The sequence below is a fragment of the Stenotrophomonas sp. SMYL41 genome, assembly GCF_036319965.1.
In the GTDB taxonomy this organism is placed as follows: domain Bacteria; phylum Pseudomonadota; class Gammaproteobacteria; order Xanthomonadales; family Xanthomonadaceae; genus Stenotrophomonas; species Stenotrophomonas maltophilia_R.
In genome coordinates this window covers 59,225-83,476 of record NZ_JAWIRX010000017.1, presented here as the reverse complement: position 1 = coordinate 83,476, position 24,252 = coordinate 59,225, and the positions used below count along the sequence as shown (strand labels likewise).

Here is a 24,252-nt window from a genome sequence, read left to right as displayed (position 1 = left end):
CAGCACCAACGAGCCGGCCAACCCGCCGTTGCTGTTGCTGTTGCTGTTGCTGTTGCTGTTGCTGTTGCTGTTGATCTTGATGTTGATCTGTAAGCAGTCGCGGCCGCAGGCCGCGCGGAACACTCACAGATGCCGCAGTTCCTGCTTCAGCGTCGCCACGCAGCGGCGGCTGACTTCCAGCGGCTGCCGGCCATGCCGCAGCACTGCCTGCACCTGCCCGCCCGAGCCACGGCGCAGTTCCACCAGTTCATGGCGTGCCACCAGGCAGTTGCGATGGATGCGGATGAAACGGCTGGCGAACTCTTCTTCCAGCGACTTCAGCGATTCCTCGATCAGGTCCTCGCCACGCGCGTGGTGTACCACTACGTACTTCTCTTCGGCCTGCAGGTAGTGGATATCGTCCAGCGGAATCAGCCGCAGGCTGCCACGCAGGCGTGCGCACAGCACGCTGCGCGCCTGCTGCCCGCCGTGCGCCTGCGGCTGGCCATCGCGGCCAGCCAGGAACGTGCGGGCACGTGCAATCGCCGCGGCCAGGCGCTCTGCGCGTACCGGCTTCATCAGGTAGTCGATCGCTGCGGCCTCGAACGCCGACAGCGCATGTGCATCGTAGGCAGTGCAGAAGACCACCGCCGGCCGCGGTTCGAAGCTGGCCAGGTGGCGGGCTGCTTCCAGGCCATCCAGCCCGGGCATCGCGATATCCAGCAGGACCAGGTCCGGCTGCAGCTCCGCGCATGCGTGCAGGGCCTGCTCGCCGTTACCGGCCTCGGCCACCACGTCCACGCCGTCCTGCGCCGCCAGCAGGCTGCGCAGGCGCTCGCGCGCCAGCGGTTCGTCATCGGCGATGACTACCCTCACGATCGTTCCCTCACTGGATCGGCACTGTCACCTGGCAGGCATAGTAGCCCTCGCTCCAGCCAGCCGTCATCCGCGCGGCGCTGCCGAAGCGCCAGGCCAGCCGATGGCCGATGCTGTGCTGGGCATGGCCAGCCCCCCGCGCCAAGGCCAGCCCGGGCGCCTGCGGATCAGGCGCGGGATTGCGCACGCGGATCTGCAGCTCGTTGCCTTCGCGCAGCAGGTGCAGCTCGATGATGCCGCCGTCTGGCAGGCGCGAGATGCCGTGCAGCACGGCATTTTCCACCAGCGGCTGCAGTACCAGCCTCGGCAATGGCAGGTCCCACGGCAGCGGCTCGTCGCGCTGCCAGCGCACCTGCAGGCGTTCGCCCAGGCGCAGCGATTCGATTGACAGGTAGCGCTCGGCCAGTTCGCATTCGTCGCGCAGGGTGGAATCGCCCTCGCCTGCACCGAGCGCGGCACGGAACAGGTCGGACAGATCGAGTACCGCACGTTCGGCCACAGAAGGATCACGATGCAGCAGGCTGGCGATCAGGTTCATGCTGTTGAACAGGAAATGCGGGCGGATCCGCGCCTGCAGCGCATCGGCCTGGGCCCGTGCATTGGCCTGCACCTGTGCGGCCCAGCGGTCGCTGACATAGAAGTAACGCAGTGCCAGCGCGGTGATCAGCGCCGTGGTTGCTGCACTGCCGAGCGTGAAGCGCCAGAAGCTGATGCCACTGGCGAAGCTGTCACCCAGGACCGCGTACAACGCGTGCACGATGCCGGCACAGACCACCGCGATCAGGGTCGCCAGTGCAATCGCAGCAACCGCCCCCAGCACCTGCGGCAGCCTGGACAGCGCCCGCCGCAGCAGGCACAGGCTGGCGGTCACCGCCAGCGCCAGCCACAAGGCGAAGCCACTGGCCGACAGCAGCTCGCCGAGGGTCCAGTGGCGGCTACCATCCGGGGCCAGGGCCAGCACCACCACCACCAGCTCGGCCAGGCCCAGCATCGCCGCCAGCCGCGGCAGGCGGCACAGTTCCGGCATCCATGGCGGTGTACTGGCCGGGGACATGGCTCAGCCCGCGCCCAGGCGTTCCTGCAGCCAGTCACCCAGTGCCTGGATCTCTTCGGCACAGACCTGATGGGCCATCGGGTAGCTGTGCCATTCCACCTCCAGGCCCAGCGCCTGCAGCGCCTGCGCGCTGTGTACGGCTACCGCCTGCGGAATCACCGGGTCGCCGCTGCCATGGGCCATGAACACCGGCACCTGCACGGCACCGTCAACACGCTTGGCGCTTTCAGCTTCGGGCAGGTAGGTGGACAGCGCGACCAGGCCGGCCAGCGGCGCGGTACGCGACAGCGCGGCGCTCAGGATGATCGCGCCACCCTGCGAGAAGCCGGCCAGGAAGATGTTCTGCGCAGGAATGCCACGCTCGATCTCACGCGCGATCAGTGCATCCAGCTGCACCACTGATTCCTGCACGCCGGCCATGTCGGCGCGTGAACGGAAGTCCATGCCGACGATGTCGTACCAGCCGCGCATCGGCACGCCGTTGTTGATCGTGATCGGCCGCACCGGTGCGTGCGGGAACACGAAGCGCAGCGCCGGCCAATGCGGCCGCACCAGCTCCGGCACGATCGGTGCGAAATCATGGCCGTCGGCGCCGAGGCCGTGCAGCCAGATCACCGACCACTGCGGCGACGCGCCGGTTTCCTGTTCCACCGTTTGCAGCATGATGCGGCTCCTTCAAGTTCGAGCCGCATTATGCCGCTGGCGCGGGGCAATCAGTACAGCGGCGGCTGCTCGGCCGCTTCCCGCCGCAGCTGCGCGGCACGCACCAGCACTGGCGGCGGGATGTTCTCCTCGGGGATATCGAGCAGGCCAAGACGGTGCAGGAAGGCGCCCGGGCCACGCGAGGACGTCAGCGCCACCACCGGCACCGCCAACACCATGCCGATCACCACCGGCGCCATCCACGCGGCCAGCGACGGCGACACCGCCCAGGCCAGCACGCCCATGAAGGCACCGAAGACGCCCAGGCCGCCATAGCCACGGATCAGCGCCAGCCAGGAGATGCCACCGTCGTCACGCTGCTGCGCGTCCCAGCCGGAATCGCGGCCGGACAACACTTCGGCCACGCCGCGCGACTGCACGTACATCACCACCGGCGCCATCAGCGCGGCCAGCACGGTTTCCACCAGCATCGAGACGAACGCACGGATCGCACCGCCACAGCCACGGCGGTCGACCGGATCCAGCAGCATCGCCAGGTAGCCGAGCACCTTGGGCAGCAGCAGTACCGCCATGGTGGCGGCGAACAGGCGCACCACCTGCTCTTCGTCCTGGGCGCGCCAGTAAACGCTGGGCGACAGGTGCAGCAGGGCATTGAAATCGATACCTTCCTGGAACAGCGGGATGGCGATGCCGATCAGCATCAGCATTGCCCACATCGGTGCGGTGAAATAGTGGCCGATGCCGATCAGCATGTGGGTGCGGCTGATCCAGTGCAGCCCGCGGCTGCCGACCACCTTGCCGTGCTGCAGGTTGCCCTGGCACCAGCGGCGGTCGCGCACCAGCAGGTCGGTCAGCGTTGGCGGGCCCTCTTCATAGCTGCCGCCCAGGTAGGGGACCATGTGCGCGGCCCAGCCGCCACGCCGCATCAACGCCGCTTCGACGAAATCATGGCTGAGCACGTGGCCGCCGAACGGCTTGCGCCCCGGCAGCGCCGGCAGGCCGGCGTGGTCGGCGAAGGCGCGGGTACGGATGATCGCGTTGTGGCCCCAGTAATTGCTCTCGGCGCCATGCCACCAGGCCACGCCACGGGCAATTACCGGCCCATACACGCGACCACCGAACTGCTGCATGCGCGCGAACAGGGTGCGGCCGCCGATCACCGACGGCAGGGTCTGGATCAGGCCGACGTCGGCGTTGTGCTCCATGCCGGCCACCAGGCGCACGATGCTGTCGCCGGTCATCAGGCTGTCGGCGTCGAGGATCAGCATCTGCGGGTAGGCACCGCCAAAGCGGCGGACCCAGTCGGCAATGTTGCCGGCCTTGCGCCCGCTGTTGTCGCCACGGCGACGGTAGAACAGGCGCACCCGGCCGTCCGGCACACGCTCGCGCAGCTCGGCGAACACCTGTTCCTCGGCGCGCGCGATGTCCTCGCGGCGGGTGTCGCTGAGCACGAAGAAGTCGAAGCGCTCCAGCTGGCCGGTCGCTGCTACCGACTCGTAGATGGCCTGCAGGCCCGCCAGCAGGCGGCGCGGGTCTTCGTTGTAGGTCGGCATCAGCAGCGCGGTACGGCTGTGCACGGCCGGCAACGGCTTGTCCGGATCGATGCCGAGGCGATAGCCACGGTCGAACACCGCGGTCAGGAAGCCGGCCAGTGCGCTGGCGAAAGACAGGGCGATCCAGGCAAACAGGCCGACGAACAGGACCAGCAGGCAGGCTTCGAGCACGCTGATGCCATTGGCCGACAGCACCCGCCACATCATCCGCGTGGCCACGGCGGTCATGCCGAGCGTGCCACCGAAGATATACAGCCGGCGCAGGCCGATCAGGCGCGGCGACGTGCGATGCCGCCGGACCTTCAGTGCGCCTTCGCGCAGGGTCTGCTCGGGCATCTGCAAGGGTGATTCAGTGGGCAACAGCGCCCAGCCGGCATCGAGCCGGGGCGTTTCTGCTTCCGCATGGATGGTCTGCACCCCCATCGTCGCCTACTCCGCGCCGCCGGCACGGCCGGCCATCCCGGCCGGGCTGCATGCACCAAGGTTCCCGGCGCGCTTTCCCGGCGCCCGCACTTGTCCTGGCTGTGTCGGCTTCAGGCCGCACAGTCGATGTCTGTCACTACCGGAACCCACACGATCTCCAACGGGGCGGAATCGAAAATGCGGCCCAGTCTAGGGCGCTGAATGTAAGCCGCGCGCGAAGGTCTACGCCGGGATTTATCCCCATTCAGCAAATAGCGGGCGATCACGCCGGGGAATGGCCAGATGTCACTGTATCGCCCCCGGCACTGGATCGTAACAAACGCGAACGGTTATCATTTCATTAACCAGGCAGGTCTCCGTTCTCGCACGGCCGCGACCCACCCAGCTGCGCCGGCCCACGCCGCGCGCCCGACGACCCACGGAAGGGTGGCTGCCTGCTGTCTGCCTGCGCCTGCTGCTTCCACAGGGTCTCCCCACCTCCCATGGAAGCCGTCATGTCCCTGTCGTCCCGTTACCGTTCCGCGCGCCTGCCGCGCACCCGCCTGGCTCATGCCCTGGCCACCGCCTGCGTGCTGGCCCTGCCCAGCCTGGCCGCCGCAGAGGCCAGCGCCGATGCCTCCACCAAGGACCTGGATACCGTGGTGGTCACCGCCTCGGGCAACCAGCAGTGGATCAAGGATGCGCCGGCCAGCATCAGCGTGATCAGCCGTGAGGACATCGAGCGCCAGCCGGTGCCCGACCTGGCCACCCTGCTCAGCCGCGTGCCGGGCGTGACCGGTGGCCTCAGCGCGGTCGGCGAACAGTCCAAGATCAAGCTGCGCGGCATGCCCTCCAACTACACGCTGGTGCTGGTGGACGGCAAGCGCATGGGCAGCTCGGCGGCGACCAACTATCGCCCCGACCTCGGCCGCCAGGACCTGAACTGGATCTCGCCCGACCAGATCGAACGCATCGAAGTAGTGCGCGGACCGATGTCCTCGCTGTACGGCTCCGATGCGATGGGCGGGGTGATCAACATCATCACCAAGCGCATCGGCGACGACTGGAACGGCAGCGCCACCCACAGCTATACCCGTCCCGGTGATGGCAAGCGTGGCGACACCCAGCAGATCGGCGCGACCTTCTCCGGCCCGCTGGGCGAACGCTTCGGCCTGCGCATCGGAGCCAACAGCATGCGCCGCGATTCGGACCAGTCCAATGGCGGGGTCTATGGCAATGCCTATGCCGGCGAGAAGGACCGCAATATCGATGCGCTGCTGCAGTGGAAGCTGAGCGACGCCCAGCAACTGTCATTGGAAGCCGGCCATGGCGTGCAGCAGGCCTTCATCGATGCCGCGCTGGAAAAGCAGGACGAAGGCGCCTGGGGCGCCAGTGAGCTCAAGCGCAGCTCGTTGGCGCTCAACCACGAAGGCCAGTGGAGCTTCGGCACCTCCAGGCTCAGTGCGTACTGGACCGAATACAAGAACGATATCGGCGCCACCGGCCGTTCCGAGGCCACCGATACGATCATCGAAGGCAGCCTGACCACACCGTTCACGCTGGGCGTTGAACACCAGTTCGCCGTGGGTGGGCAGTGGAAGCGGCAGCAGCTGACCAACACCGACACCATCGGCCGCGCGCCCATCGACTACGCCGGCAACGCGGTCAGCGGCTCCAGTCTGGAAGTGGATACGTGGGCGCTGTTCGTGGAAGACGAACTGAAGCTGCATCGCACCCTGGCCCTGACCGTGGGCGCGCGCCTGGACCACCATGAGAAGTTCGGCGGCCACGTCAGCCCGCGTGCGTACCTGGTCTGGCATCCAGCCGAGCAGTGGACGATCCGCGGCGGCGTCTCCAAGGGCTTCCGCGCCCCCAGCCTGACCGAGAATTCGGCCACCGCTGCCACCCAGTCCGGCGGCCGCGGCTGCACCTCGCTGATCCCGCTGGGCTATACCCGCGGCGGCTGCTACATGGCCGGCAACCCGGACCTGGATCCGGAAACCAGCACCAACCGCGAGATCGGTATCAGCTTCGACAATGACCTGATCGATGTCGGCGTGACCTACTTCCATACCGACTTCCGGAACAAGATCGAATACGCACCGCTGGGCAGGTTCAATGGCATCTGGTGGACGCGCATGAGCAACGTGCAGCGCGCGCGCACCAGCGGCATGGAAGGCAACTTCAATGTCCGCTTCGGCGAGCAGTGGCGCTGGCGCACCTCGGCCACCTGGATGAAGGAAGCCAGGAACCTGACCACCGGCCGCAACCTGATCGATACGCCGGAATTCTCCGGCTACTCGTCGCTGGACTGGACACCGGACACGGTGTTCTCCAGCAGCCTGTCGGCGCAGTACACCGGCAAGCAGACCGGCACCGCCACGACCTTCCTCAAGGCCTACACCCTGTATGACCTGACCGCGGCATGGAACGTCAACGAGGTGCTGACCCTGCGCGGCGGCGTCAGCAACCTGGCCGACAAGAAGCTGTATGCCGAAGGCTCCACCGACTATTTCGTGGCCGGGCGCAGCTACTTCCTCAGCATGACCGCGCGGTTCTGACCGGCGGCGCGCGCCATGATCGCGCTGGCGGCAGGCCAGCGCGATCGTCGGTGTTGCGGATTACTCGCTTTCCAGCGCGGCCGGCGCCGCATCCCGCGTGGCGGCCGTGCGTGCACGGTCCATCGCCACCGCCAGTTGCTGGCGCGCGAGCAGTTGTTGTGCCTGCACCACTTCAGGTGTCGGCAGGAGCACCGGTCCCGGTGCGTTTTCCGGTGTAGCAGGTGTGGTCATGCAACCTCCATGGACATCCCGCCGACGTCCGGGTCCAACCGGGACGACAGCGGAACTGCGCACCCTATCCTAAAAACAAGGCGGGCGGGTGACGGTGCGGCATCCGGCCACAGCATCCGGAACAAGGTAGGCGTCACATTTTTGACGGTGGAGCATGGATCCTGAATGGGACTTGTCCTATCATGAAAACGTTTTCTCACAGGGATGTTTCCCCAATGAATACTACTGACCTGTCCCAATTCAGCCCGAAGTGGCAGTTCCGCTTCAATTTCTTCCGCCAGCACGGCGCCCCCAAGAATCCCGGCTTCAAGCAGGCCTGGAAGGCGCTGTCCTTTGGTGACCGCCTGAAGATCAACCTGAACTTCTTCGCGTTGTTCTTCGGCGCCATCTACCTGTTGATCCTCGGCATGTGGCGCAAAGCCCTGGTGGTGATCGGCATCAACATCGTGCTGGCCATCGTCACCATGTTCCTTCCGGACATCGTCGGGCGCATGCTGTTCATCGCCATGAACCTCCTTGTCGCCTCCAGCACCAACTACAGCTACTACCTGGAGAAGGTGGAAGGACGCACCAGCTGGAACCCGTTTGAAGGAATGTTCTGAGCCAACCGACCTGCGCCGGATGCGCGGCGAGGATGCACCCGACGCCCGGCCCCCGCCGGGCGTCTTCGTTTCCGGGATCACGCCGCGCGGCGGGCCGTGGCCTCCGGCTCGGCCTGCAGGCGGAAGCGCGACACCGCCACCGCCAGCTGCTCGGCCTGCTCCTCCATCGCGCGGGCGGCGGCGCTGGCTTCCTCCACCAGTGCGGCGTTCTGCTGGGTGGTTTCGTCCATCTGCACCACGGTCTGGTTGACCTGCTCGATGCCGGCCGACTGCTCGCGCGAGGCCGCTGAGATCTCGGCCATGATCTCGTTGACCCGGCCAACCTGACCTACGATTTCCTGCATGGTGCGGCCCGCGCCGTGCACCAGCTGTGCACCGGCACCGACCTGCGCCACCGAGGCGTCGATCAGCGCCTTGATCTCCTTGGCCGCACCGGCCGAGCGCTGTGCCAGCGCGCGCACTTCACTGGCGACCACGGCGAAACCGCGGCCCTGCTCACCGGCGCGTGCCGCTTCCACTGCCGCGTTCAGCGCCAGGATGTTGGTCTGGAAGGCAATACCATCGATCACCGAGATGATCTCGGCGATACGCTGCGACGACGCCTCGATCTGTTCCATGGTGTGCACCACCTGGCCGACCACCTCGCCGCCTTCGCTGGCCACGCCCGCTGCGGAACCGGCCAGCGCGTTGGCCTGCAGCGCATGGTCGGCATTCTGGCGCACGGTGGATGTCAGTTCTTCCATCGACGCGGCCGTTTCTTCCAGGTTGGCGGCCTGCTGTTCGGTGCGCCGCGACAGGTCACTGTTGCCCGCAGCGATCTCGCCAGCGGCTAGGCGGATGCTGGCCGCCGACTGCTGGATCTGGCCGACGATCCGGGTCAGCTGCTGCACGGTGCTGTTGGCATCGTCGCGCATCACCGCGAACACGCCGTGGAAGTCGCCCTGCATGCGGGCAGTGAGGTCACCGGCGGCGATCGCGCGCAGCAGCGTCGACAGCGCAGCCAGGTTGTGGTCGCTGACCTGCATCATCGTGTTCAGGGTCTCCACCATGCGGCGGAAATCATGGTCGAAGCGCAGTGCATCACCGCGCACGGCGAAGTCACCGGCGGCGGCAGCGGCGGCCAGCTGCTGGATCTGCTCGTTGATCGCAGCCAGGTTGCGCTTGGTGGTCGCCATCGCAGCGGTGAACTCCGCCTTCTCGCCCGGCAGTGCTTCCATGTCCACGCTGAGGTCGCCCACGGCATAACGCTGCATCACTTCAACCAGGCGCTGGGTGACCGCGTTGCTGGAGGCCACCAGCTGGTTGCTGTCGGCCACCATGCGGCCGTACTCGCCCGGGAACGCCGCGGCATCCATGCGGTAGCTGAGTTCACCGGCATCGTGGCGGCGCGCCATTTCGGCCTGCGCGGCCATCACCGCTTGCAGCTGGCCACGCATGCCCTGCATTGCATCCAGCAGGCGCCCTACTTCGTCGTTGCTGCGCGCCGGCAGCGTACTGTCCAGCTTGCCGGCGGCGACGTCGCCGGCCACTCGCACCGCTTCGGCGAGCGGGCGGATCGCCAGGCGGCGCAGCAGTACATAGACACCGGCGCTGAGGGTCAGCGCCGCGATCACGCCGACCAGCAGGGTCAGCCACAGCAGCTGGCGCGCTTCGGCCACGATCACCGCATGCGGCATCACCACGCCCAGCGCAAAGCGCTGCGGGGCGTTGCCCACGCGCAGCGGCACGTACACGCGCACGTTGCCGGCCGCATCGGGGCTGAAGGCCTCGAACGGACGATCGGCGGCGATGTCGGCCAGCATGCTGCGGGTCAGTGCATCGTTGCGCGGCTTGCCGATCTCGGTGGCATTGGCCGAGGCCAGCACCACGCCCTTCGGCGACAGCAGTTCCACCCGGCCGGCCCCCATCGGCTTCAGCGTGGCCAGGTGCTTCTGCAGTGCCGCCAGCGAGAAGTCCACGGTGAACACGCCCAGGAACCTGCCGTTCTCGACGATCGGCGTGCTCAACGTACTCATCAGCACCTGCCGCCCGGCGATGTCATAGGCGTACGGTTCGCTGACCTTCGGCAGCCTGTCGCGGCTGGGCGCCATGTACCAGTCACCGGAACCGCTGGCAGTCTCGGTGTAGTCGGTCATCACCGACTGCTGTGGCTTGCCGTCATGCCATGCCCAGTAGCTCATGTAGCGGCCGGTGGCATCGTGCGCTTCGGTGTTGACGAAATCGGCATCCTTGCCATCGAAGGCATCGGCCTCCCACATGGTGCTCTTGCCCAGCCATTCCGGATGGGCGCGCAGCTGCTCACCCAGCACGGCGGCCAGGCTGGCGCGATCGGGGACATCACCACGGGCGCGCTGGGCCAATACGCTTTCGACCATGGCATCGTTGCTGGCGAAGGCCGTACCAAGATCGGCCGCTACCCGGCGTGCTTCGGCGGTGGCCTCGCTGGTCATGGTCTGGCGCGATGCGCTGATCAGGCTGGCGCTGGCCTGTCGGTAGATCAGGAACGCGGTCAGGCCGAAGCACAGCAGCGCGATCGCGGCGGTGCCCAGCATCAGCTTGTGGGCGATGCTGCCCGGGCGGCGGGCAGCGGCGGAACGGGAAGAAGGCATGGGAGGGTCCGCAAGGCAGTTCAGGACGACCGGCGCCACCAGGGCACCGCGCAGGCCACCGGCCGCCGGGACGGGCCCGGCGCTGGAAGCGCACCGGGTTAGCGGCCGCCCGCCAACGAGGTTGAGGCAACCAGCCTGCACATTCCTGAATCCGCTCAGGGTCGGGGCAGCTACCCATCCTTTGCGTCGCCCTCACTCGGCCACGCGGTCCTTGATCCACTGCGCGCGCGGCAGTACCTCGATGCTGCCGACGGCGTACTGCTGCAGCACGTCGTCCGGCCCGAAGCACGGCTGCCAGCCCAGCTCGCTGCGCAGGCGGGCACTGTCGTAGACACGGTCGATGCTCAATGGCAGCGGCCAGCCACGGCGTTCGAATTCGGCCAGCAGTTGCGGCGCGCGACGGGCCAGTACGCTGCGCGGGTGGGTGGCCAGCTCCAGGCAGTCCTCTCGCCGGAACGGCGTCGGTGCGCAGGCGAGGTAGCGGGCGAATCGGGCGCCTTCGTCGAGCAGCAGTGCAGCATGTGCGCTGGCCACATCGCGGGCATCGATGCCGCGGTGCAGGCGGAACATCGCCATCCGTTCGGGCGGTTCCGGGAAGCACCGGCCCATGCGCAGCACGCGAACGCTGAAGCCCGGCGTGGCGGCAGCTTCAGCCAGGGTCTCGGCCTGCAGCTTGGTGCGATGGTAGATCGTGCGCGGCAGCGGCTCGGTGTCTTCGTCGATCCAACGGCAGCCACCGGCTACCACGGCATGACCGTACAGCGCCGTGGTGCTGGTCAGCACGAAACGCCGTGCGCCGGCTTCGCGCGCGGCCTGCAGCAGGTGCGCGGTTGCCTCCACGTTGATCTGCTGGAACACCGCGTCCGGCACCAGCCCGACATGCGGGGCATGCAGGGCCGCGGTATGGATGACCGCGTCGACGCCCTGCACCGCACGCGTGACCGCCTGGCGATCGGTGACATCGGCAATGATGCGCGTGGTGGCGAACGGACTGCGATCCAGCCCCACCACTTCGTGGGCGGCCGCCAGCGCACCGAAGATCGCGCGCCCGATGCGCCCGGAACTGCCGGTCAACAGAATCTTCATTGAGTCCATTCACTCGAAGCGCCCGGGAACTACCGGGATGCTTCGATTCTAGGCATGCAATCGCGCATCTGCGATAGGACAGCCATGCAATCGTGCGTTCATCTTGACGACTTCGCAGGCGCCAGCAGTTGCCGCGCGATGAACAGCGGATCGTCGCCACCGGCCACATCAGGCCTCACGCCGGTACGTTCCCAGTTGCCGCCGGTGCGCAGGTTGATCGGTTGCCGATCGGGAATACTGATCTGATAGCCATCGGGCAGCAGCACAGGATCGCCGAACATATGCGCTGCGCCGCCGCTGCGCGTGCCGACAATGCGCGCGCGCCCCAAGGCCTGCAGCGAGTAGGCGACGAACTCGGCCGCCGAGCCGGTGCGGCGGTCGATCAGCACCACCAGCGGTTTCAGGTAGGCGGGCAGGTTCGCCGGTGGCAGCGGTACCGGCGTGCGCCGGCCGCGCTGGTCCAGCTGCTGCACTGTGTCGATCTTCGCGTCCAGCAGCGTGCGTACCAACAGATCGGCACTTGCATCATCACCTCCCCCGTTCTGGCGCAGGTCCAGCACCAGGCCATCAGTGTCGGCCAGCAGCATGAAGGCCGCCGCCAGCTTCGGCCGTGCCAGATCCAGCGGATAGAAGGTACTCAGCCGCAGGTAGCCAACGTTGCCCTCCAGCACCCGCACCTCGCGCACGCCGGCGCCATTGCTGCGGGCATCGGCGCGCCAGGCCATCAACCAGTCGTCCTGGCCGGCCGCCACGTCTACGCGTTCAACGTGGAAGTGGCCATCGAACGTGTCCAGGTCCTGGTTCAGGCGTGCGCTGAACGCAACAGAATCTGCACAACTGCCCGCATAGCGCTGCTGCGTCGACCAGCTGCGCAGGGCGTCGGCGATGCGGGCGCCCTCCGCCTCGTCCAGGTACTGCGCCTGCACGGCGCTGGCCGCCGCCTGCAGGACCCCGTCCTGCGCGGGGCAGGCTGCCGCCAGCAGCACGCCGAGCATCCAGGAGACCGCCATCATCCACCCCCGCATTGAAGATATATAAGTGCTTATATATCATTCTGGTCATGGATCTCCAACACGCCACGGTGGGCACCCTGCTGCGCGCCCTGCTCGACCAGCTGGACCCGGCTGTGGAGCAGGCCTACCAGGATCTGCAACTGGACTACCGGCCCCGCTACACGCCAGTACTGCGCACGCTGATGGCGCAGGGCCCCTGCCGGATCAAGGACCTGGCGCTGGCCTGCGGGCTCAGCCACTCGGCGCTCAGCCAGACAGTGGCGGCGATGATGCGCGCTGGCTGGCTGCTCGCAGCCAGCGGCGATGACGGGCGCGAACGCATCCTGCACTTGAGCCCACGCGCGCGACGGGCGTTGCCTGCGCTGCAGGCACAGTGGCAGGCCACCGCACAGGCAGCGCGCAGCCTCGATGCGGATCTCGGCCAGTCGCTGGAGCAGGTACTGCGCGAAGCACTGGTGGTGCTCGAACAGCGGCCCTTCGCACAGCGCCTGCAGGACGCCCGTCGGCGCTGAGGCGTTGCTGCTCAGCGGCCATCTCGACTTCGCTGAGGAAGATCCAGCTGCCATCTGCCACGCGCAGCTGCAGCGTGTGGCACTGCACAGCCCAGCAGTGCGAGCCACCCGAATGTGCTCATGCTGTTCTGTCCTCTCTGCGTGGCCATCGCGCATGACGGCCCATGCTCGCCAAGCCGCGCAATCCGCGCAGCAGCGTAGCTGCGCCGTGAATGCCAGTGCGGTGGGGCGTGAAGGCAGCGATGCCGGTGCGGACACTTCCTTAGCCGGGCTCCGGCAAGGATGAGCGTCCCTTCCATGCAACGGGAGCCTTCACATGGCTGACCAGCATCACGGCACCTCCCCTCGTGGCTTCGCTTCGATGGACCAGGACAAGCAGCGCGCGATCGCTGCAAAGGGCGGACGCGCCGCCCATGCGTCCGGCAATGCACATGAGTTCAGCCCGGCCGAGGCACGCGTGGCGGGACGCAAGGGCGGCGAGGCAATCAGCCGCAATCGCCAGCACATGGCGGCGATCGGCCGCGAAGGCGGGCACGCGCGCCACGCCAATGCACGGCAGCAGCAACAGCAGCACGTGGCCAAACCTTCGCCAACCACGGAGGAGGGGCCGCAACGCCAGCAGGGCTGACTGCAGCGCACTCAAGCGCGCTGGCGCTGGCGGTACAGGCCCAGCGCTGCCAGCAGGGCCAGCACGCCGGCGACGGCCATCGCCCAGCCGAAACCGCTGGCGATTGCGCCGCGGTACCAGGCCAGCGTCTGCGCCCCTGGCAGCAATGCCGACGGCTGCAGGATCAGCGCGCGCGCCTGTGCGGCCACTGCGGGTTGCCCTGCCGCCTGCGCGGTCGCAGCGAACTGCCGCACCGCGCGCAGGCCCATCAGGCTGCCCAGCAGCGCGATGCCCAGGCTCATGCCCGCCTGGCGCAGCGCGTTCATCGTGGCCGACGCAATGCCAGCCCGCTCCACGGGGACACAGGCCATCACCGCCATACCGGTCGCCGGCACCGCCAGGCCCATGCCAACGCCCAGCAGCGTCAGCAGGGCGCTGGCGTGGCCACGCCCCGTGCCCGGCGCAAACGTGGCGATCGCACACAGGGCCACGCCGGTCAGTGCATACCCCGACACCAGCGCGGTATGCAGCCCGATGCGTGCCACCAGGCGGCCGAACAACAATGACACCACGCCCATCAGCAGGAACTGCGGTACCAGCTGCGAACCCGCCTGCGCCGCATCGTGGCCCTGCGCCTGCTGGAAGAACAACGACAGGAAGAACAGGCTGGCATAGGCGGTGAATCCAAGGACGAACGAGGCCAGGTTGAGCATGCCAAAGCCAGGCATCGCCAACAGGTCCACCGGCAGCAGCGGCCGCGCCACGCGACGCTCGACCCACGCAAACAGCGCCAGGCCGAATGCCGCGATGCCGAGTGCCAGCAGCGTTGCAAGTGCCAGCGGGCCGTGCTCGCCGATCGCGATCAGGCCGTAGCTCAGCGCACCCAGCGCAACAATGCTGAGCAGCTGCCCGACCGGGTCCAGCGCGGCCTGCTGCGGATGCCGCCGCTCCGGAATGCCCCAGGCCCCCAACGCCAGGGCAAGCAGGCCCAGCGGCAGGTTGATCAGGAAGATGCTGGGCCAACCGGCGCGCTGCACCAGTTCACCGCCCAGCAGCGGCCCCAGCACCAGCGCCAGCGCGCTGAACGCCGACCAGCCACCGATCGCGCGTGCACGCGGGCGTGCTTCGGGAAACGCATGGCTGAGGATCGGCATCGCACTGGGAATCAGCAGGGCACCGGCCACGCCCTGCACCGCCCGCCCCGCCACCAGTGCCGGCAGGCTGCCAGCGCAGGCACACAGCAGCGAGCCCACGGTGAAGATCGCCACGCTGAGCAGCCACATGCGGCGGTGGCCGTAGCGGTCACCCAGCGGTCCCGCCGACAGCATCACCGCCGACAGGGCGATGGCATAGGCATTGATCACCCACTGCAGCCCCGCCATGTCGGTGTGCAGTGCCTGCTGCAGTGTCGGCAGCGCGACGTTGACGATGCTGATGTCCAGCGAGGCAAGGAAGGTGCCCAGATAAGCCGCCAGCACCAAAGCCGGCCGTCGGAAGCGTTGCATGTACGGATCCCGGGGGGAGGATGTGGGCGCATCGTAGTTGACTGACTGACCGTCGGTCAATGACTGGCGGTCAGTCAATGCGGGAGGACGGCTAGAATGAGCACCGTCGCACCCGGACCCCGCCCCATGCAGATCCCCGCTGCCGCTAGGCCCCGTACCAAACCCGCTGAAACCCGCCAGGAAGAGCTGATGGACGCCGCGCAGGCGCTGTTCCTGTCACAGGGCGTGGAAGCGACCACCATCAGCGACATCGTGGCCGCCGCCGACGTGGCCAAGGGCACGTTCTATACCTACTTCGCCTCGCGCACCGAGATCCTGCAGGCGCTGGCACAGCGCTACACGCAGCAGTTCATGGCCGAGGTCGACCACGCCGTGCAGCAGCAGCCTGCCCACGATGACGTGGCGCGCCTGCGCGCCTGGATCCGCGCCAACATCGAGATCTATGTACGCACGCACGCGCTGCACGACGTCGTCTACGCCAACCATCACCACCACCAGCGCGGCAATGCCGAGCGCAACGCCATCCAGCAGCAGCTGCTCAACATCCTCGAGGCGGGCACCCGTGCAGGCCTGTGGCAGCTGCCGGCACCGCAGGTCACGGCCTCGCTGATCTATGCCGGCGTGCACGGCGCCACCGACGATCTGATCGCGGCACCGGCACAGGACGCCGAGACCTTCATTGCGGCGGTGGTGGCCGATTGCCTGCGCATGGTCGGCGTGTCGCCGGCCCCGAAACGTGGCGGCACGCGGCGCTGAAGCGCTCGCCGTCGCTCAGGCGTGGGCGAGGATGTTCAACAACCGACCGAACGGGTCGCGGACGAAGAAGCGCCGCACGCCCCAGGGCTCGTCGGCCGGGCCATATTCCAGCGCGATGCCCGCCGCGCGCATGCGCTCCAGCACCTCCTGCAGGTTGTCCACTTCGATCGACAGGTCCGGCACCGGTGTGCCGGAACCCCCTTCGCTGGCGAAGCTGACCTGTGCCAGCGCACTGCCCTGCCCGCCATGGGTGACGATCCAGCCATGGTCCATCACCACCGGCATGCCGAGCAGTTCGCCGTAGAACGCTGCGGCACACGCGGGGTCGGGGGTGGCGATGTTGGCGACGACACGCTTGACGGCCATGGACCACTCCAGCAGGAAGAATGCGTCGAGACTGCCCGACCCTGCGCACAAACAGAAGAGCCCCGTCACAGACGGGGCCCGCCCTCAGCCGTTCACGGCAGGGGTTACACCGCGCCGCAGCGCTCCATGACACATCGATCGTATTCGTACTGGCATTCCATGGCATCACCACCGCCGGATACACACGCCTGGTAGGCCTTCCAGCAGGGCAGATCGCAGGGCGGAATCGGCCCGGCCACGGCCACCGAGCCACTGCAGGCCAACGCGAACACGGCACCGGCGATCACTTTCCTGAAAGTACGCATCGACATCGCTCCTTGATAAGCCTGGTGAGCCCAGGCCCGGCCACGGTAAAGGGGCCAAGGGGAAACCAGGTGAACGTGTGCGTCACACATAATTAACGCGTTCATAAAATTCCCTTCACATCACTGGGGGATACCGCCGCGCCTTGGCGTTAACGGCCTTGTTGTCCGTCAACCAAGGAAGTTGTCTGATGAATCACCCGCTGTACGGCCGTTCGTCCCGCTCCCTGTCGCACCGCCCGCTGGCGCTTGCCGTCGCCAGTTCGCTGCTGCTGGCCACCGCGCTGCCCGCCATGGCTGGCGAATCACTTGATGCCTGGCAGCAGCAGCGCCAGTTGCAGGCTGCATGGGCGCAGCCCGCTGCCAACACGCCGCCCGCAGCCACGGCTATTGCGCCTGCCGCCGGCAGCACCGCCGTCCTCGGCAGCCCAGGCGATCCGGCCAGCTGGCGCAGCGATGAATTCAACGCCGATTGGGGCCTGGGTGCGATGGGCGCAGACTACGCCTATGCACGCGGCCTGACCGGCAAGGGTGTGCGCCTGGCGCTGTTCGACTCAGGCTCCGCGCTGGCGCATGCGGAATTTGCAGGACGCAACACATCCAGCATCACCATTGGCGCCGACTGCGCGACGCCGGGTGTCGTCGCAGGTACCGGCGCCTGCGGGCAGACCCGCGGCGAACAGCCAGGCTTCAACTACTACGGACTCGGCGCCGGCGTTCCGGCCTCACTGGCGGCACGTCTGATCGCGGCTGGCCTGCCCTATGGCTTCAGCTATGCCGATCATGGCACCCACGTACTGGGCACCATCGGCGCCAACCGTGATGGCACGGGAATGCACGGCGTAGCCTTTGGTGCGGACCTCACCGCCGCCCGCGTGTTCGGCGACACGTACTACGAATGGCGCCTCGACCCGGATGGCTACTACCGCCCGCGCGCGGTGTACCGCACCGATCCGGATGATGCCGCTACGCTGGACATGTATGCGCAGATCCAGGCGCAGGGTGTACGCGCCATCAACCACAGCTGGGGCATTTCCACCCGCAACATGACCGCCGCCGCGCTGGACCAGCAGTACGCCAGCATCGGTGCCGACTACGGCGTGTACGGCAGCATCTACGCCAGCAACGACGATACCCCCGGTTCCACCCTCATCCAGGTGTGGTCGGCCGGCAACGGCAGCGGTGCGGTCGCCGGCATCACCGCCTCGATGCCGCGCTGGAAGCCCGAACTGGAACCGTACTGGCTGGCGGTCGCCAATGTCCGCCGGCCCAATGCCGCCGCAGGTGAAACCGACTACGTGATCGATGGCAGTTCCAGCATCTGTGGCGTTGCCGCCACCTGGTGCATCTCGGCCCCCGGTACCGACATCGTCAGCACCATCGTCTCGGGCGATATCCAAGGCCGCATCGAGAACACCTCCGCCTACGTGCGGCTGATCATCGACAGCGAGAACACCAACTACGTCTACGGCACCAAGACCGGCACGTCGATGGCGGCGCCGCACATCACGGGCGCTCTCGGCCTGCTGATGGAGCGCTTCCCGTATCTGGACAACGCCCAGGTCCGCGACGTGCTGCTGACCACCGCACGCGATCTCGGCGCACCGGGTATCGACGCAATCTACGGCTGGGGCATGGTCGACCTGCGCAAGGCCATCGAAGGCTACGGTTCGCTGCGCGTGGATACCAACGTGGTGATGAACCAGAAGGCCGGCGGCCTGAAGGTCTGGGAAGGCGATGCCTGGGACAACTGGACCAACGACATCGGCGGCCCCGGCAAGTTGACCAAATCCGGTATCGGCTGGCTGCGCTTGAGCGGCAACAACAGCTTCAACGGCGCGGTCGTGCAGGACGGCACGCTCGAGTTGAACGGTGCGAACACGCTCACCTCGGCGGTCGAGGTCCAGGGCGGCCGGTTCCTGCTCAACGGCGGCCTGGTCTCCACCGCCTTGACCACCACCGGTGGCGTCAGCACGGTCAGTGCCAGCGGCGTGCTGAACAACAGCAACCTGGTGGTCAACGGCGGCGTGGTGTCCTTCAACGGCACGCAGACCGGTGGCACCACCACGGTCGGCGCCAATGGCCTGCTGAAGGGCGTCGGCACGCTCGGCAACACCCGCGTGGACGGCATCATCGCGCCGGGCAACTCGATCGGCACGCTGACCATCAACGGCAACTACGTGCAGGGCGCTACCGGCGTCTATGCGGCGGAGCTGGCACCGGGTGGCCGCAGTGACCAGCTGCACGTGACTGGCACCGCCACTCTCGGCGGCACCCTGGTCGCACTGCCGGAACCGGGCGTGTACTACCTCGGCGAACAGTTCAACTTCCTGCGTGCCGACGGAGGCATCAGCGGCCAGTTCGCCAAGACCGACTTCAGCGCGTTCTCGCCCTTCCTGCAGTTCAGCCTGGCCTACGGCGCCAATGGCACGCGCATCGATGTCGCCCGTGGCACCTCGCTGACCACGGCTGCCAGCACCCCCAACCAGCGCGCAGTGGCGGCGGCGGCCGACCTGCTGCCGATCGCCCAGGGCCTGCCCAAGCCGCTGACGCAGCTGTTCCCGCAGCAGGTCGGCGGCGTGCTCGACGGTCTCAGCGGCGAGCTGCATCCGGCCACGGCCATCGCCCTGGTCGAGGGCAGCCGCTACGTGCGCGATGCCGCACTGTCACGCCGTGCCGGCGCTGCGGCACCCGGCACCGACGCGGGTGATGCGACGGGTGCATGGGTGCAGGCCATCGGTGGCAACAGCAAGCTGGATGGTGATCTCAACACCGCCCGTACCGAAGCCAACAGCAACGGCCTGCTGGTCGGCATCGACCGCGAGTTGTCCGGCTGGCAGGTCGGCGTGCTGGCCGGCACCGGCCGTACCGACGTCAAGCAGCAGGACCGCCGCGCCAAGTCGAAGATCGACAACACGCACTTCGGCGCCTATGCCAGCCACACCTGGGGCGGCTTCGGCCTGCGCGGTGGCGTGGCGTGGAGCAAGCACGAGGTGAAGAGTACACGTGACGTCGCCTTCGCAGGTTTCAGCGACAGCCTGAGCGCGCGCTACGACGCCCGTACCCGCCAGGCCTTCATCGAAGCCGGTTACCGCTTCGGTGGCCCGGAAGCGGGGCTGGAACCGTACGTGCAGGTGGCGCGCGTGGAAGTGGACCTCAAGCGCATCAACGAACGCGGTGGAGCAGCGGCGCTGCAGGGCAAGGTGGACGACACCGGAACCACGATCGCCACCGCCGGCGTGCGCTTCGACAAGGGGTTGAAGGCTTCGTTCCAGCAGGAAAGCTGGCTGCACCTGCGCGGTGGCGTCGGCTATCGCCGTGCCTCGGGGGATCGCAGCCAGGTCGCCAACCTTGCCTTCGCCAACGGCAGCACCACATTCGCGGTCAACGGCGCACCGATTGCCGACAACGCGGTGGTGGCCGAACTGGGCCTGTCGGCCTGGCTGACCCCGCGACAGCAGCTGGAGCTGGGCTACAGCGGCCAGTTCGGCAGCGAGAGTCGTGACCATGGTGCGAATGCACGCTGGTCAGTACGTTTCTGATTCCAAAGCAGCATGTGCTTGACGGATTGGGGCGGCCTCGCGGCTGCCCCTTTTTTACGTGTGTCCACAACGAGCGCAGAAGATGGCCGGGGCAGCATACTGCCCCGGCCGTGGCGCCCCGGGGAGAAGGTCGCCTTGAACCGTCAGGCCGCCTTCATCGCATGCTTGCGCGCACGCATCACGTTGTGACACTCCTGCACTTCCGGCAGCAGCTGGGTCACTTCCTGGCGCACGGCGGGCGGCAGCTCGTTGTCCTTCAGCACATCCTTGAACGCGCCCAGCAGGCGGTCTTCGGATTCTTCAAGTTCAGCCACGTAGCCATAGTTGGTGTCACCGAAGGCTGCACGGACCTTGCCGTAAAACTGCTGCATGGAACCAACCACAGTGCCGTGCTCGGCCGGCTTGCCGCCGCTGGCGGCCACCGAGCCGCTCAGCGCCGCCACGATGCGGCCCTTGACGCCGGCAATGCGGGTGAACAGCGCCGACAGCTCGGCGTCCTTTACCTTGGTCGCTGCCTCTTCATAGAACGACTTGCCATCACGGGCGATCTCGATCAGGTCGTTGAGGCGATGTTCGATGGTGGACTGGGTGCTCATGGCGTCGCTCCTGTTTGCTCGGAATTCTGCGGGGAATGGCAGCGCGGGTGCGTTGCCTTCGACACCACTGTGGAGGTTCGAATGTGCCTGTCGGGTGAGTACGAATTGATTCGCGCATCACCCTGCAGAACACGTGCTGACTTCTTCATCGCCAGCACCACCGGCCTTCACGGCATCTGAGCGTGCAGTGCGAACGTCACCAGGGCGCGATGACGATGATCAGGCTGACCAGCAGCGCAATCGCCAGGATCACCAGCAGCACGTGCCATTGCTTCCAGCTGGGTTTCGGCTTGCCAGGCGTGTTCATCGGCGGCCTCCTGTGTGTGCCGGGAAAGGAGCTGCCAGACTGAAGCGTAAGCGCATCGCACAACGTGGACGGCACGTGCACTCCCCGTGTAGGGCGGTCGCCGCAGGCACGCGAAGACGCCGCATTCACAGACAGCGCCGTCGCGGGAGGTGGAGCATCACACCGGTTCGGCCTCACTCACAACCGTCGCACGCTTGGCGCTGTACTCGGCGAATACCACACCGGACACTGCGAGCACGCCGCCGGCCAATACCCAGCCACTGAGCGATTCGCCCAGCAGCAGCACGGCTAGTGCAGCGGTCACGATCGGCACCAGGTTGAAGAAGCCGGATACACGTGCGGCTCCCAGCCGCGAAAGCCCCGTCATCCAGGTCAACGGCGCCAGGATCGATGCGCACACCGCGGCAAAACCGATACAGCCCACCGCGGTCAGGTTGTTCACCCCGGTGCCGGCCATCAGCTGTACTGGCAGCAGGATCAGCGACGCCGCCGTGGCCTGCAGGAACAGCGACTCCAGCATCGACAGCGGAATCTTCCAGCGCTGCATCAGCACGTTGTAGGCGGCAAAGGCCAATGCACCGATCAGCATGATCGCATCGCCGCGGTTCAGGCCCTGCGCCGCCAGCCGTGCCAGGTCGCCCTGCGATACCACCGCCACCACGCCGGCCGTGGAGATCAACGCACCGACGATAGCGGCGCCACGCACCGGGTGGCCCATGAACACGCGTGACAGCGCCAGCGCGATCAGCGGAATCAGGGCCTGGATCACCCCCATGTTGGTGGCCGAGGTGAAATGCGCCGCGTAATAGGCCAGGCACTGGTACATCACACCGCCCAGGCAGCCCAGCACCAGGAAGCGCCCGAGGTTGGCACGCACGGTCTGCAGGTTATGACGCAGTTTCGGCAGCGCGAACGGCAACAGGACAACGGCAGCAACCAGCCAGCGGAAGAAGCCGATGTCGATGGGGCCGACCGAGCCCGAGGCAAGCTTGGTGACGATGGTGTTCGCGCCCCACAACAGGCAGGCGAGGATCGGAAAAAGATAGTTCACGGAATGTGGGTGTACGTGGGAGGTTGCCCAGCGTAGGCTTGGCGCATATCAAGGACATCCCGAAAATGCGCCACTCCGACCCGGGCTTGCGGCAACCGATGGAACCCATCCCCACCTTCCGCCAGCTGCCCGGCCCGATCTACTTCCGGCAAGGCGCAATGGAACCCAACGACTGGGGTACGCACAGCCATCCCTGGGGGCAGTTCAACTTCGTTGCGCAGGGCGTGATGGAAATGAAGATCGAGGGCGAGTGGATGGTGTCGCCACCGCACTACGCGCTGTGGATTCCACCCGGCGTGGCCCATTACTCGCGCAACCGCTCGGTGCTGGCCTATCGATCGGCCTATCTGTCACCAGCATTGTCACGCCGCTTGCCCGCGCGGTGCCGGGCGCTGGAGGTCACGCCCCTTCTGCGCGAACTGCTGCACGAACTGGCGCGCCAGGGCGTGACTGATCCGCAATCACCGGCACAACGCCGCATGGCGGCCGTAGTGATCGACCAGATCGTCAACGCCGCCGTACTGCCCAGCTTCCTGCCGATCGCCAGCAGCGACGCATTGAAGCAGGTGATGACATACATGGAAAAGCATCTGCACGCCGCCGAAACGGTCGCCGACATCGCGCAACGGCACCACATGAGCGTGCGCAAACTGGAGCGCCTGGCGCGCAGCGAGCTGGGCATGTCGTTGGGTGACTGGCGCGGGCGAATGCGCTTCGTCAGGGCCACCGAAGCGTTGTGCACGCGACGGCCGATCAGCCGCATCGCCGAGGAGCTGGGCTACTCAGGGGTCAGCGCCTTCGCCGAGATGTTCAAGCGGCATGCGCAGTGCACGCCCGACCAGTATCGGAAGCTGCATCGAGCGGGGTGAGGAAGGCCTAGAGAGCGACCAGCAGGTCCACGAGCAGCTTCGGCAGCAACAACGCTGCCGCAACGCCCGCCAACAGGATCAGTAGCACCTTCGCCGTCAATGGGCGACGGCGCGGATTGCCGAAGTACAGACGCAGGTCGCGCAGTTCACTTTCCAGCCCCTGCCGCACGCCAGCGCTCTGTGCACCGGGCTCGAGCAGCTGCCGTTCAAGCGCTTGCAGGCGTTTCATCAGTTCGCGTGGCGGTGTAGCCCGCATGATCTGCTGATGGAGTTCCTGCAGGCGGCGCGCCTGCGGCATCAGCGCCGCCACGAGGTCATCCGGCGGAAGCTGCGACACCAGCCGCAGAGCGTCCGCATCCATTTCAGCCTGGAGCACATCGCGTTGCTGCTGCAGTTCGGCCAGGGAGGCGCGGCGCTGCCACATGGGGAGGTATAGGGTTGACAGGTAATGGACAGTGTATCGCCCGGTGGCCCGGGAAGGCTGTCGATTTCCCGCCCCGTCGTTCGTCGAAAGGGAAAAGGCGGGCCCTTCGGCCTGCAGGAGTATCCCGATGTGCCCGATCCTTACCGCATTCGCCACTTCCCCGGACCGCGGCCAGGGCCTGGCCCGTGACATGCGCGTACGCTGGGCGCTGGAGGAGCTGGACGCGCCCTATGACGTGCAGTTGCTCACCTTCGCCGAGCTGAAGCAGCCTGCACACCTGGCGCGCAATCCCTTCGGGCAGATTCCCACCTGGCAGGACGGCGGCCAGATCCTGTTCGAATCCGGCGCGATCGTCCTGCACCTGGCCGAGCAGCATGCCGGCCTGCTTCCTGCTGATCCGGATGCACGCATGCGCGCGATCATGTGGGTGTTCGCTGCATTGAATACGGTGGAGCCACCCATCGTCGAGCGCTCGATGGCCTGGGTGCTGGAGCGCGAGCAGCCCTGGTATGCACAGCGCCTGCCGATGCTCGAAGAGCGTGTGCGTATGCGGCTGTCACAACTGTCCGCCTGGTTGGGCTCGGCGTCGTGGCTGGATGGTGAATTCAGCGCCGGCGACCTGATGATGGTTTCGGTACTGCTGCGCCTGAAGAGCAGTGGCCTGCTCGACGAACACCCGCAGGTGGTCGCCTATGTGGGCCGTGCAACACAGCGCCCCGCCTACCAGCGCGCCTTCGCTGCGCAGCTGGCCGTGTTCCAGAACGCCTGATGCTACGCCCTGTGGGC

Annotated in this window: 22 protein-coding genes; 8 read left to right on the top strand and 14 right to left on the bottom strand. The window is 67.1% G+C overall.

The window, feature by feature from the left end; genetic code table 11:
• Positions 1-123 precede the first annotated feature (123 nt).
• The 4 genes from V3B30_RS17945 to mdoH are packed head-to-tail and all read right to left on the bottom strand — an operon-like array spanning position 124 to position 4,548.
• The gene (locus V3B30_RS17945) at positions 124-855 is read right to left on the bottom strand and encodes a LytTR family DNA-binding domain-containing protein (protein ID WP_100474003.1); all 732 of its coding nucleotides are present in this window, start codon (positions 853-855) and stop codon (positions 124-126) included.
• A gap of 10 nt (positions 856-865) precedes the next feature.
• Complete coding sequence (locus V3B30_RS17940; RefSeq protein WP_202908130.1) at positions 866-1,909, bottom strand: sensor histidine kinase; 1,044 nt, start codon at positions 1,907-1,909, stop codon at positions 866-868.
• A 3-nt stretch (positions 1,910-1,912) separates the two neighbouring features.
• Complete coding sequence (locus tag V3B30_RS17935; protein ID WP_100474004.1) at positions 1,913-2,572, bottom strand: alpha/beta hydrolase; 660 nt, start codon at positions 2,570-2,572, stop codon at positions 1,913-1,915.
• Positions 2,573-2,622: 50 nt separating this feature from the next.
• Positions 2,623-4,548, bottom strand: a complete 1,926-nt coding sequence (gene mdoH / locus V3B30_RS17930; RefSeq protein WP_100474005.1) for a glucans biosynthesis glucosyltransferase MdoH — start codon at positions 4,546-4,548, stop codon at positions 2,623-2,625.
• 494 nt (positions 4,549-5,042) lie between these two features.
• Between mdoH and V3B30_RS17925 the strand changes: the two genes are divergently transcribed.
• On the top strand, positions 5,043-7,088 hold the full coding sequence (locus V3B30_RS17925; RefSeq protein WP_262083514.1) for a TonB-dependent receptor: 2,046 nt from the start codon (positions 5,043-5,045) through the stop codon (positions 7,086-7,088).
• A gap of 60 nt (positions 7,089-7,148) precedes the next feature.
• On the opposite strand, the gene V3B30_RS17920 is transcribed toward V3B30_RS17925, so the two are convergent.
• Positions 7,149-7,319, bottom strand: coding sequence for a hypothetical protein (locus V3B30_RS17920; RefSeq protein WP_005419553.1), 171 nt, complete (start codon positions 7,317-7,319; stop codon positions 7,149-7,151).
• A 215-nt stretch (positions 7,320-7,534) separates the two neighbouring features.
• On the opposite strand from V3B30_RS17920, the gene V3B30_RS17915 reads away from it, so the two are divergent.
• Positions 7,535-7,921 carry a DUF2628 domain-containing protein gene (locus tag V3B30_RS17915; RefSeq protein ID WP_100474008.1) on the top strand — a complete coding sequence of 129 codons (387 nt, stop codon included), beginning with the start codon at positions 7,535-7,537 and terminating at the stop codon, positions 7,919-7,921.
• A 77-nt stretch (positions 7,922-7,998) separates the two neighbouring features.
• On the opposite strand, the gene V3B30_RS17910 is transcribed toward V3B30_RS17915, so the two are convergent.
• The 3 genes from V3B30_RS17910 to V3B30_RS17900 form a co-directional block, all read right to left on the bottom strand.
• Complete coding sequence (locus tag V3B30_RS17910) at positions 7,999-10,530, bottom strand: methyl-accepting chemotaxis protein (protein WP_315973629.1); 2,532 nt, start codon at positions 10,528-10,530, stop codon at positions 7,999-8,001.
• 192 nt (positions 10,531-10,722) lie between these two features.
• Positions 10,723-11,616, bottom strand: a complete 894-nt coding sequence (locus V3B30_RS17905) for an NAD(P)-dependent oxidoreductase (protein ID WP_014648518.1) — start codon at positions 11,614-11,616, stop codon at positions 10,723-10,725.
• Positions 11,617-11,714: 98 nt separating this feature from the next.
• Positions 11,715-12,626, bottom strand: a complete 912-nt coding sequence (locus V3B30_RS17900) for a S41 family peptidase (protein WP_100475255.1) — start codon at positions 12,624-12,626, stop codon at positions 11,715-11,717.
• Between the two features lie 50 nt (positions 12,627-12,676).
• On the opposite strand from V3B30_RS17900, the gene V3B30_RS17895 reads away from it, so the two are divergent.
• Positions 12,677-13,141 (top strand): MarR family transcriptional regulator, encoded by a 465-nt coding sequence (locus V3B30_RS17895; RefSeq protein WP_262083515.1) that lies wholly within the window; start codon positions 12,677-12,679, stop codon positions 13,139-13,141.
• 316 nt (positions 13,142-13,457) lie between these two features.
• Positions 13,458-13,769 (top strand): KGG domain-containing protein, encoded by a 312-nt coding sequence (locus V3B30_RS17890; protein WP_262083516.1) that lies wholly within the window; start codon positions 13,458-13,460, stop codon positions 13,767-13,769.
• Positions 13,770-13,780: 11 nt separating this feature from the next.
• Here the strand turns inward: V3B30_RS17890 and V3B30_RS17885 are convergent, their stop codons facing one another.
• A complete protein-coding gene (locus V3B30_RS17885) occupies positions 13,781-15,253 on the bottom strand; it encodes an MFS transporter (RefSeq protein ID WP_262083517.1) in 1,473 nt (490 codons plus the stop codon).
• A gap of 126 nt (positions 15,254-15,379) precedes the next feature.
• Between V3B30_RS17885 and V3B30_RS17880 the strand changes: the two genes are divergently transcribed.
• Positions 15,380-16,009: a TetR/AcrR family transcriptional regulator gene (locus V3B30_RS17880; protein ID WP_262083518.1), complete on the top strand. Its 630-nt coding sequence runs from the start codon at positions 15,380-15,382 to the stop codon at positions 16,007-16,009.
• 15 nt (positions 16,010-16,024) lie between these two features.
• Here the strand turns inward: V3B30_RS17880 and V3B30_RS17875 are convergent, their stop codons facing one another.
• Positions 16,025-16,375, bottom strand: coding sequence for a VOC family protein (locus V3B30_RS17875; protein WP_262083519.1), 351 nt, complete (start codon positions 16,373-16,375; stop codon positions 16,025-16,027).
• A gap of 104 nt (positions 16,376-16,479) precedes the next feature.
• Positions 16,480-16,680, bottom strand: a complete 201-nt coding sequence (locus tag V3B30_RS17870) for a hypothetical protein (RefSeq protein ID WP_049443328.1) — start codon at positions 16,678-16,680, stop codon at positions 16,480-16,482.
• Positions 16,681-16,868: 188 nt separating this feature from the next.
• Between V3B30_RS17870 and V3B30_RS17865 the strand changes: the two genes are divergently transcribed.
• Positions 16,869-20,219 carry an autotransporter serine protease gene (locus V3B30_RS17865; RefSeq protein ID WP_262083520.1) on the top strand — a complete coding sequence of 1,117 codons (3,351 nt, stop codon included), beginning with the start codon at positions 16,869-16,871 and terminating at the stop codon, positions 20,217-20,219.
• 143 nt (positions 20,220-20,362) lie between these two features.
• On the opposite strand, the gene V3B30_RS17860 is transcribed toward V3B30_RS17865, so the two are convergent.
• Both V3B30_RS17860 and V3B30_RS17855 read right to left on the bottom strand, forming a co-directional pair.
• Entirely contained in the window at positions 20,363-20,815 is a 453-nt protein-coding gene (locus V3B30_RS17860) for a PA2169 family four-helix-bundle protein (RefSeq protein ID WP_005419568.1), read from the bottom strand.
• Positions 20,816-21,279: 464 nt separating this feature from the next.
• Positions 21,280-22,173, bottom strand: a complete 894-nt coding sequence (locus V3B30_RS17855) for a DMT family transporter (RefSeq protein ID WP_262083521.1) — start codon at positions 22,171-22,173, stop codon at positions 21,280-21,282.
• 65 nt (positions 22,174-22,238) lie between these two features.
• On the opposite strand from V3B30_RS17855, the gene V3B30_RS17850 reads away from it, so the two are divergent.
• Positions 22,239-23,042 carry a helix-turn-helix transcriptional regulator gene (locus tag V3B30_RS17850; protein WP_100475256.1) on the top strand — a complete coding sequence of 268 codons (804 nt, stop codon included), beginning with the start codon at positions 22,239-22,241 and terminating at the stop codon, positions 23,040-23,042.
• Between the two features lie 7 nt (positions 23,043-23,049).
• Here the strand turns inward: V3B30_RS17850 and V3B30_RS17845 are convergent, their stop codons facing one another.
• Positions 23,050-23,466, bottom strand: a complete 417-nt coding sequence (locus V3B30_RS17845) for a hypothetical protein (RefSeq protein ID WP_087923726.1) — start codon at positions 23,464-23,466, stop codon at positions 23,050-23,052.
• Between the two features lie 127 nt (positions 23,467-23,593).
• On the opposite strand from V3B30_RS17845, the gene V3B30_RS17840 reads away from it, so the two are divergent.
• Positions 23,594-24,235, top strand: a complete 642-nt coding sequence (locus tag V3B30_RS17840) for a glutathione S-transferase family protein (RefSeq protein WP_262083522.1) — start codon at positions 23,594-23,596, stop codon at positions 24,233-24,235.
• Positions 24,236-24,252: the final 17 nt, after the last annotated feature.

Excerpts from the sequence above, each read along its gene's own strand:
- V3B30_RS17940 (WP_202908130.1), bottom strand. The coding sequence starts at position 1,909 with ATGTCCCCGGCCAGTACACCGCCATGGATGCCGGAACTGTGCCGCCTG.
- V3B30_RS17935 (WP_100474004.1), bottom strand. The coding sequence starts at position 2,572 with ATGCTGCAAACGGTGGAACAGGAAACCGGCGCGTCGCCGCAGTGGTCG.
- mdoH (WP_100474005.1), bottom strand. The coding sequence starts at position 4,548 with ATGGGGGTGCAGACCATCCATGCGGAAGCAGAAACGCCCCGGCTCGAT.
- V3B30_RS17925 (WP_262083514.1), top strand. The coding sequence starts at position 5,043 with ATGTCCCTGTCGTCCCGTTACCGTTCCGCGCGCCTGCCGCGCACCCGC.
- V3B30_RS17920 (WP_005419553.1), bottom strand. The coding sequence starts at position 7,319 with ATGACCACACCTGCTACACCGGAAAACGCACCGGGACCGGTGCTCCTG.
- V3B30_RS17915 (WP_100474008.1), top strand. The coding sequence starts at position 7,535 with ATGAATACTACTGACCTGTCCCAATTCAGCCCGAAGTGGCAGTTCCGC.
- V3B30_RS17910 (WP_315973629.1), bottom strand. The coding sequence starts at position 10,530 with ATGCCTTCTTCCCGTTCCGCCGCTGCCCGCCGCCCGGGCAGCATCGCC.
- V3B30_RS17905 (WP_014648518.1), bottom strand. The coding sequence starts at position 11,616 with ATGAAGATTCTGTTGACCGGCAGTTCCGGGCGCATCGGGCGCGCGATC.
- V3B30_RS17900 (WP_100475255.1), bottom strand. The coding sequence starts at position 12,626 with ATGGCGGTCTCCTGGATGCTCGGCGTGCTGCTGGCGGCAGCCTGCCCC.
- V3B30_RS17895 (WP_262083515.1), top strand. The coding sequence starts at position 12,677 with ATGGATCTCCAACACGCCACGGTGGGCACCCTGCTGCGCGCCCTGCTC.
- V3B30_RS17890 (WP_262083516.1), top strand. The coding sequence starts at position 13,458 with ATGGCTGACCAGCATCACGGCACCTCCCCTCGTGGCTTCGCTTCGATG.
- V3B30_RS17885 (WP_262083517.1), bottom strand. The coding sequence starts at position 15,253 with ATGCAACGCTTCCGACGGCCGGCTTTGGTGCTGGCGGCTTATCTGGGC.
- V3B30_RS17880 (WP_262083518.1), top strand. The coding sequence starts at position 15,380 with ATGCAGATCCCCGCTGCCGCTAGGCCCCGTACCAAACCCGCTGAAACC.
- V3B30_RS17875 (WP_262083519.1), bottom strand. The coding sequence starts at position 16,375 with ATGGCCGTCAAGCGTGTCGTCGCCAACATCGCCACCCCCGACCCCGCG.
- V3B30_RS17870 (WP_049443328.1), bottom strand. The coding sequence starts at position 16,680 with ATGCGTACTTTCAGGAAAGTGATCGCCGGTGCCGTGTTCGCGTTGGCC.
- V3B30_RS17865 (WP_262083520.1), top strand. The coding sequence starts at position 16,869 with ATGAATCACCCGCTGTACGGCCGTTCGTCCCGCTCCCTGTCGCACCGC.
- V3B30_RS17860 (WP_005419568.1), bottom strand. The coding sequence starts at position 20,815 with ATGAGCACCCAGTCCACCATCGAACATCGCCTCAACGACCTGATCGAG.
- V3B30_RS17850 (WP_100475256.1), top strand. The coding sequence starts at position 22,239 with ATGCGCCACTCCGACCCGGGCTTGCGGCAACCGATGGAACCCATCCCC.
- V3B30_RS17845 (WP_087923726.1), bottom strand. The coding sequence starts at position 23,466 with ATGTGGCAGCGCCGCGCCTCCCTGGCCGAACTGCAGCAGCAACGCGAT.
- V3B30_RS17840 (WP_262083522.1), top strand. The coding sequence starts at position 23,594 with ATGTGCCCGATCCTTACCGCATTCGCCACTTCCCCGGACCGCGGCCAG.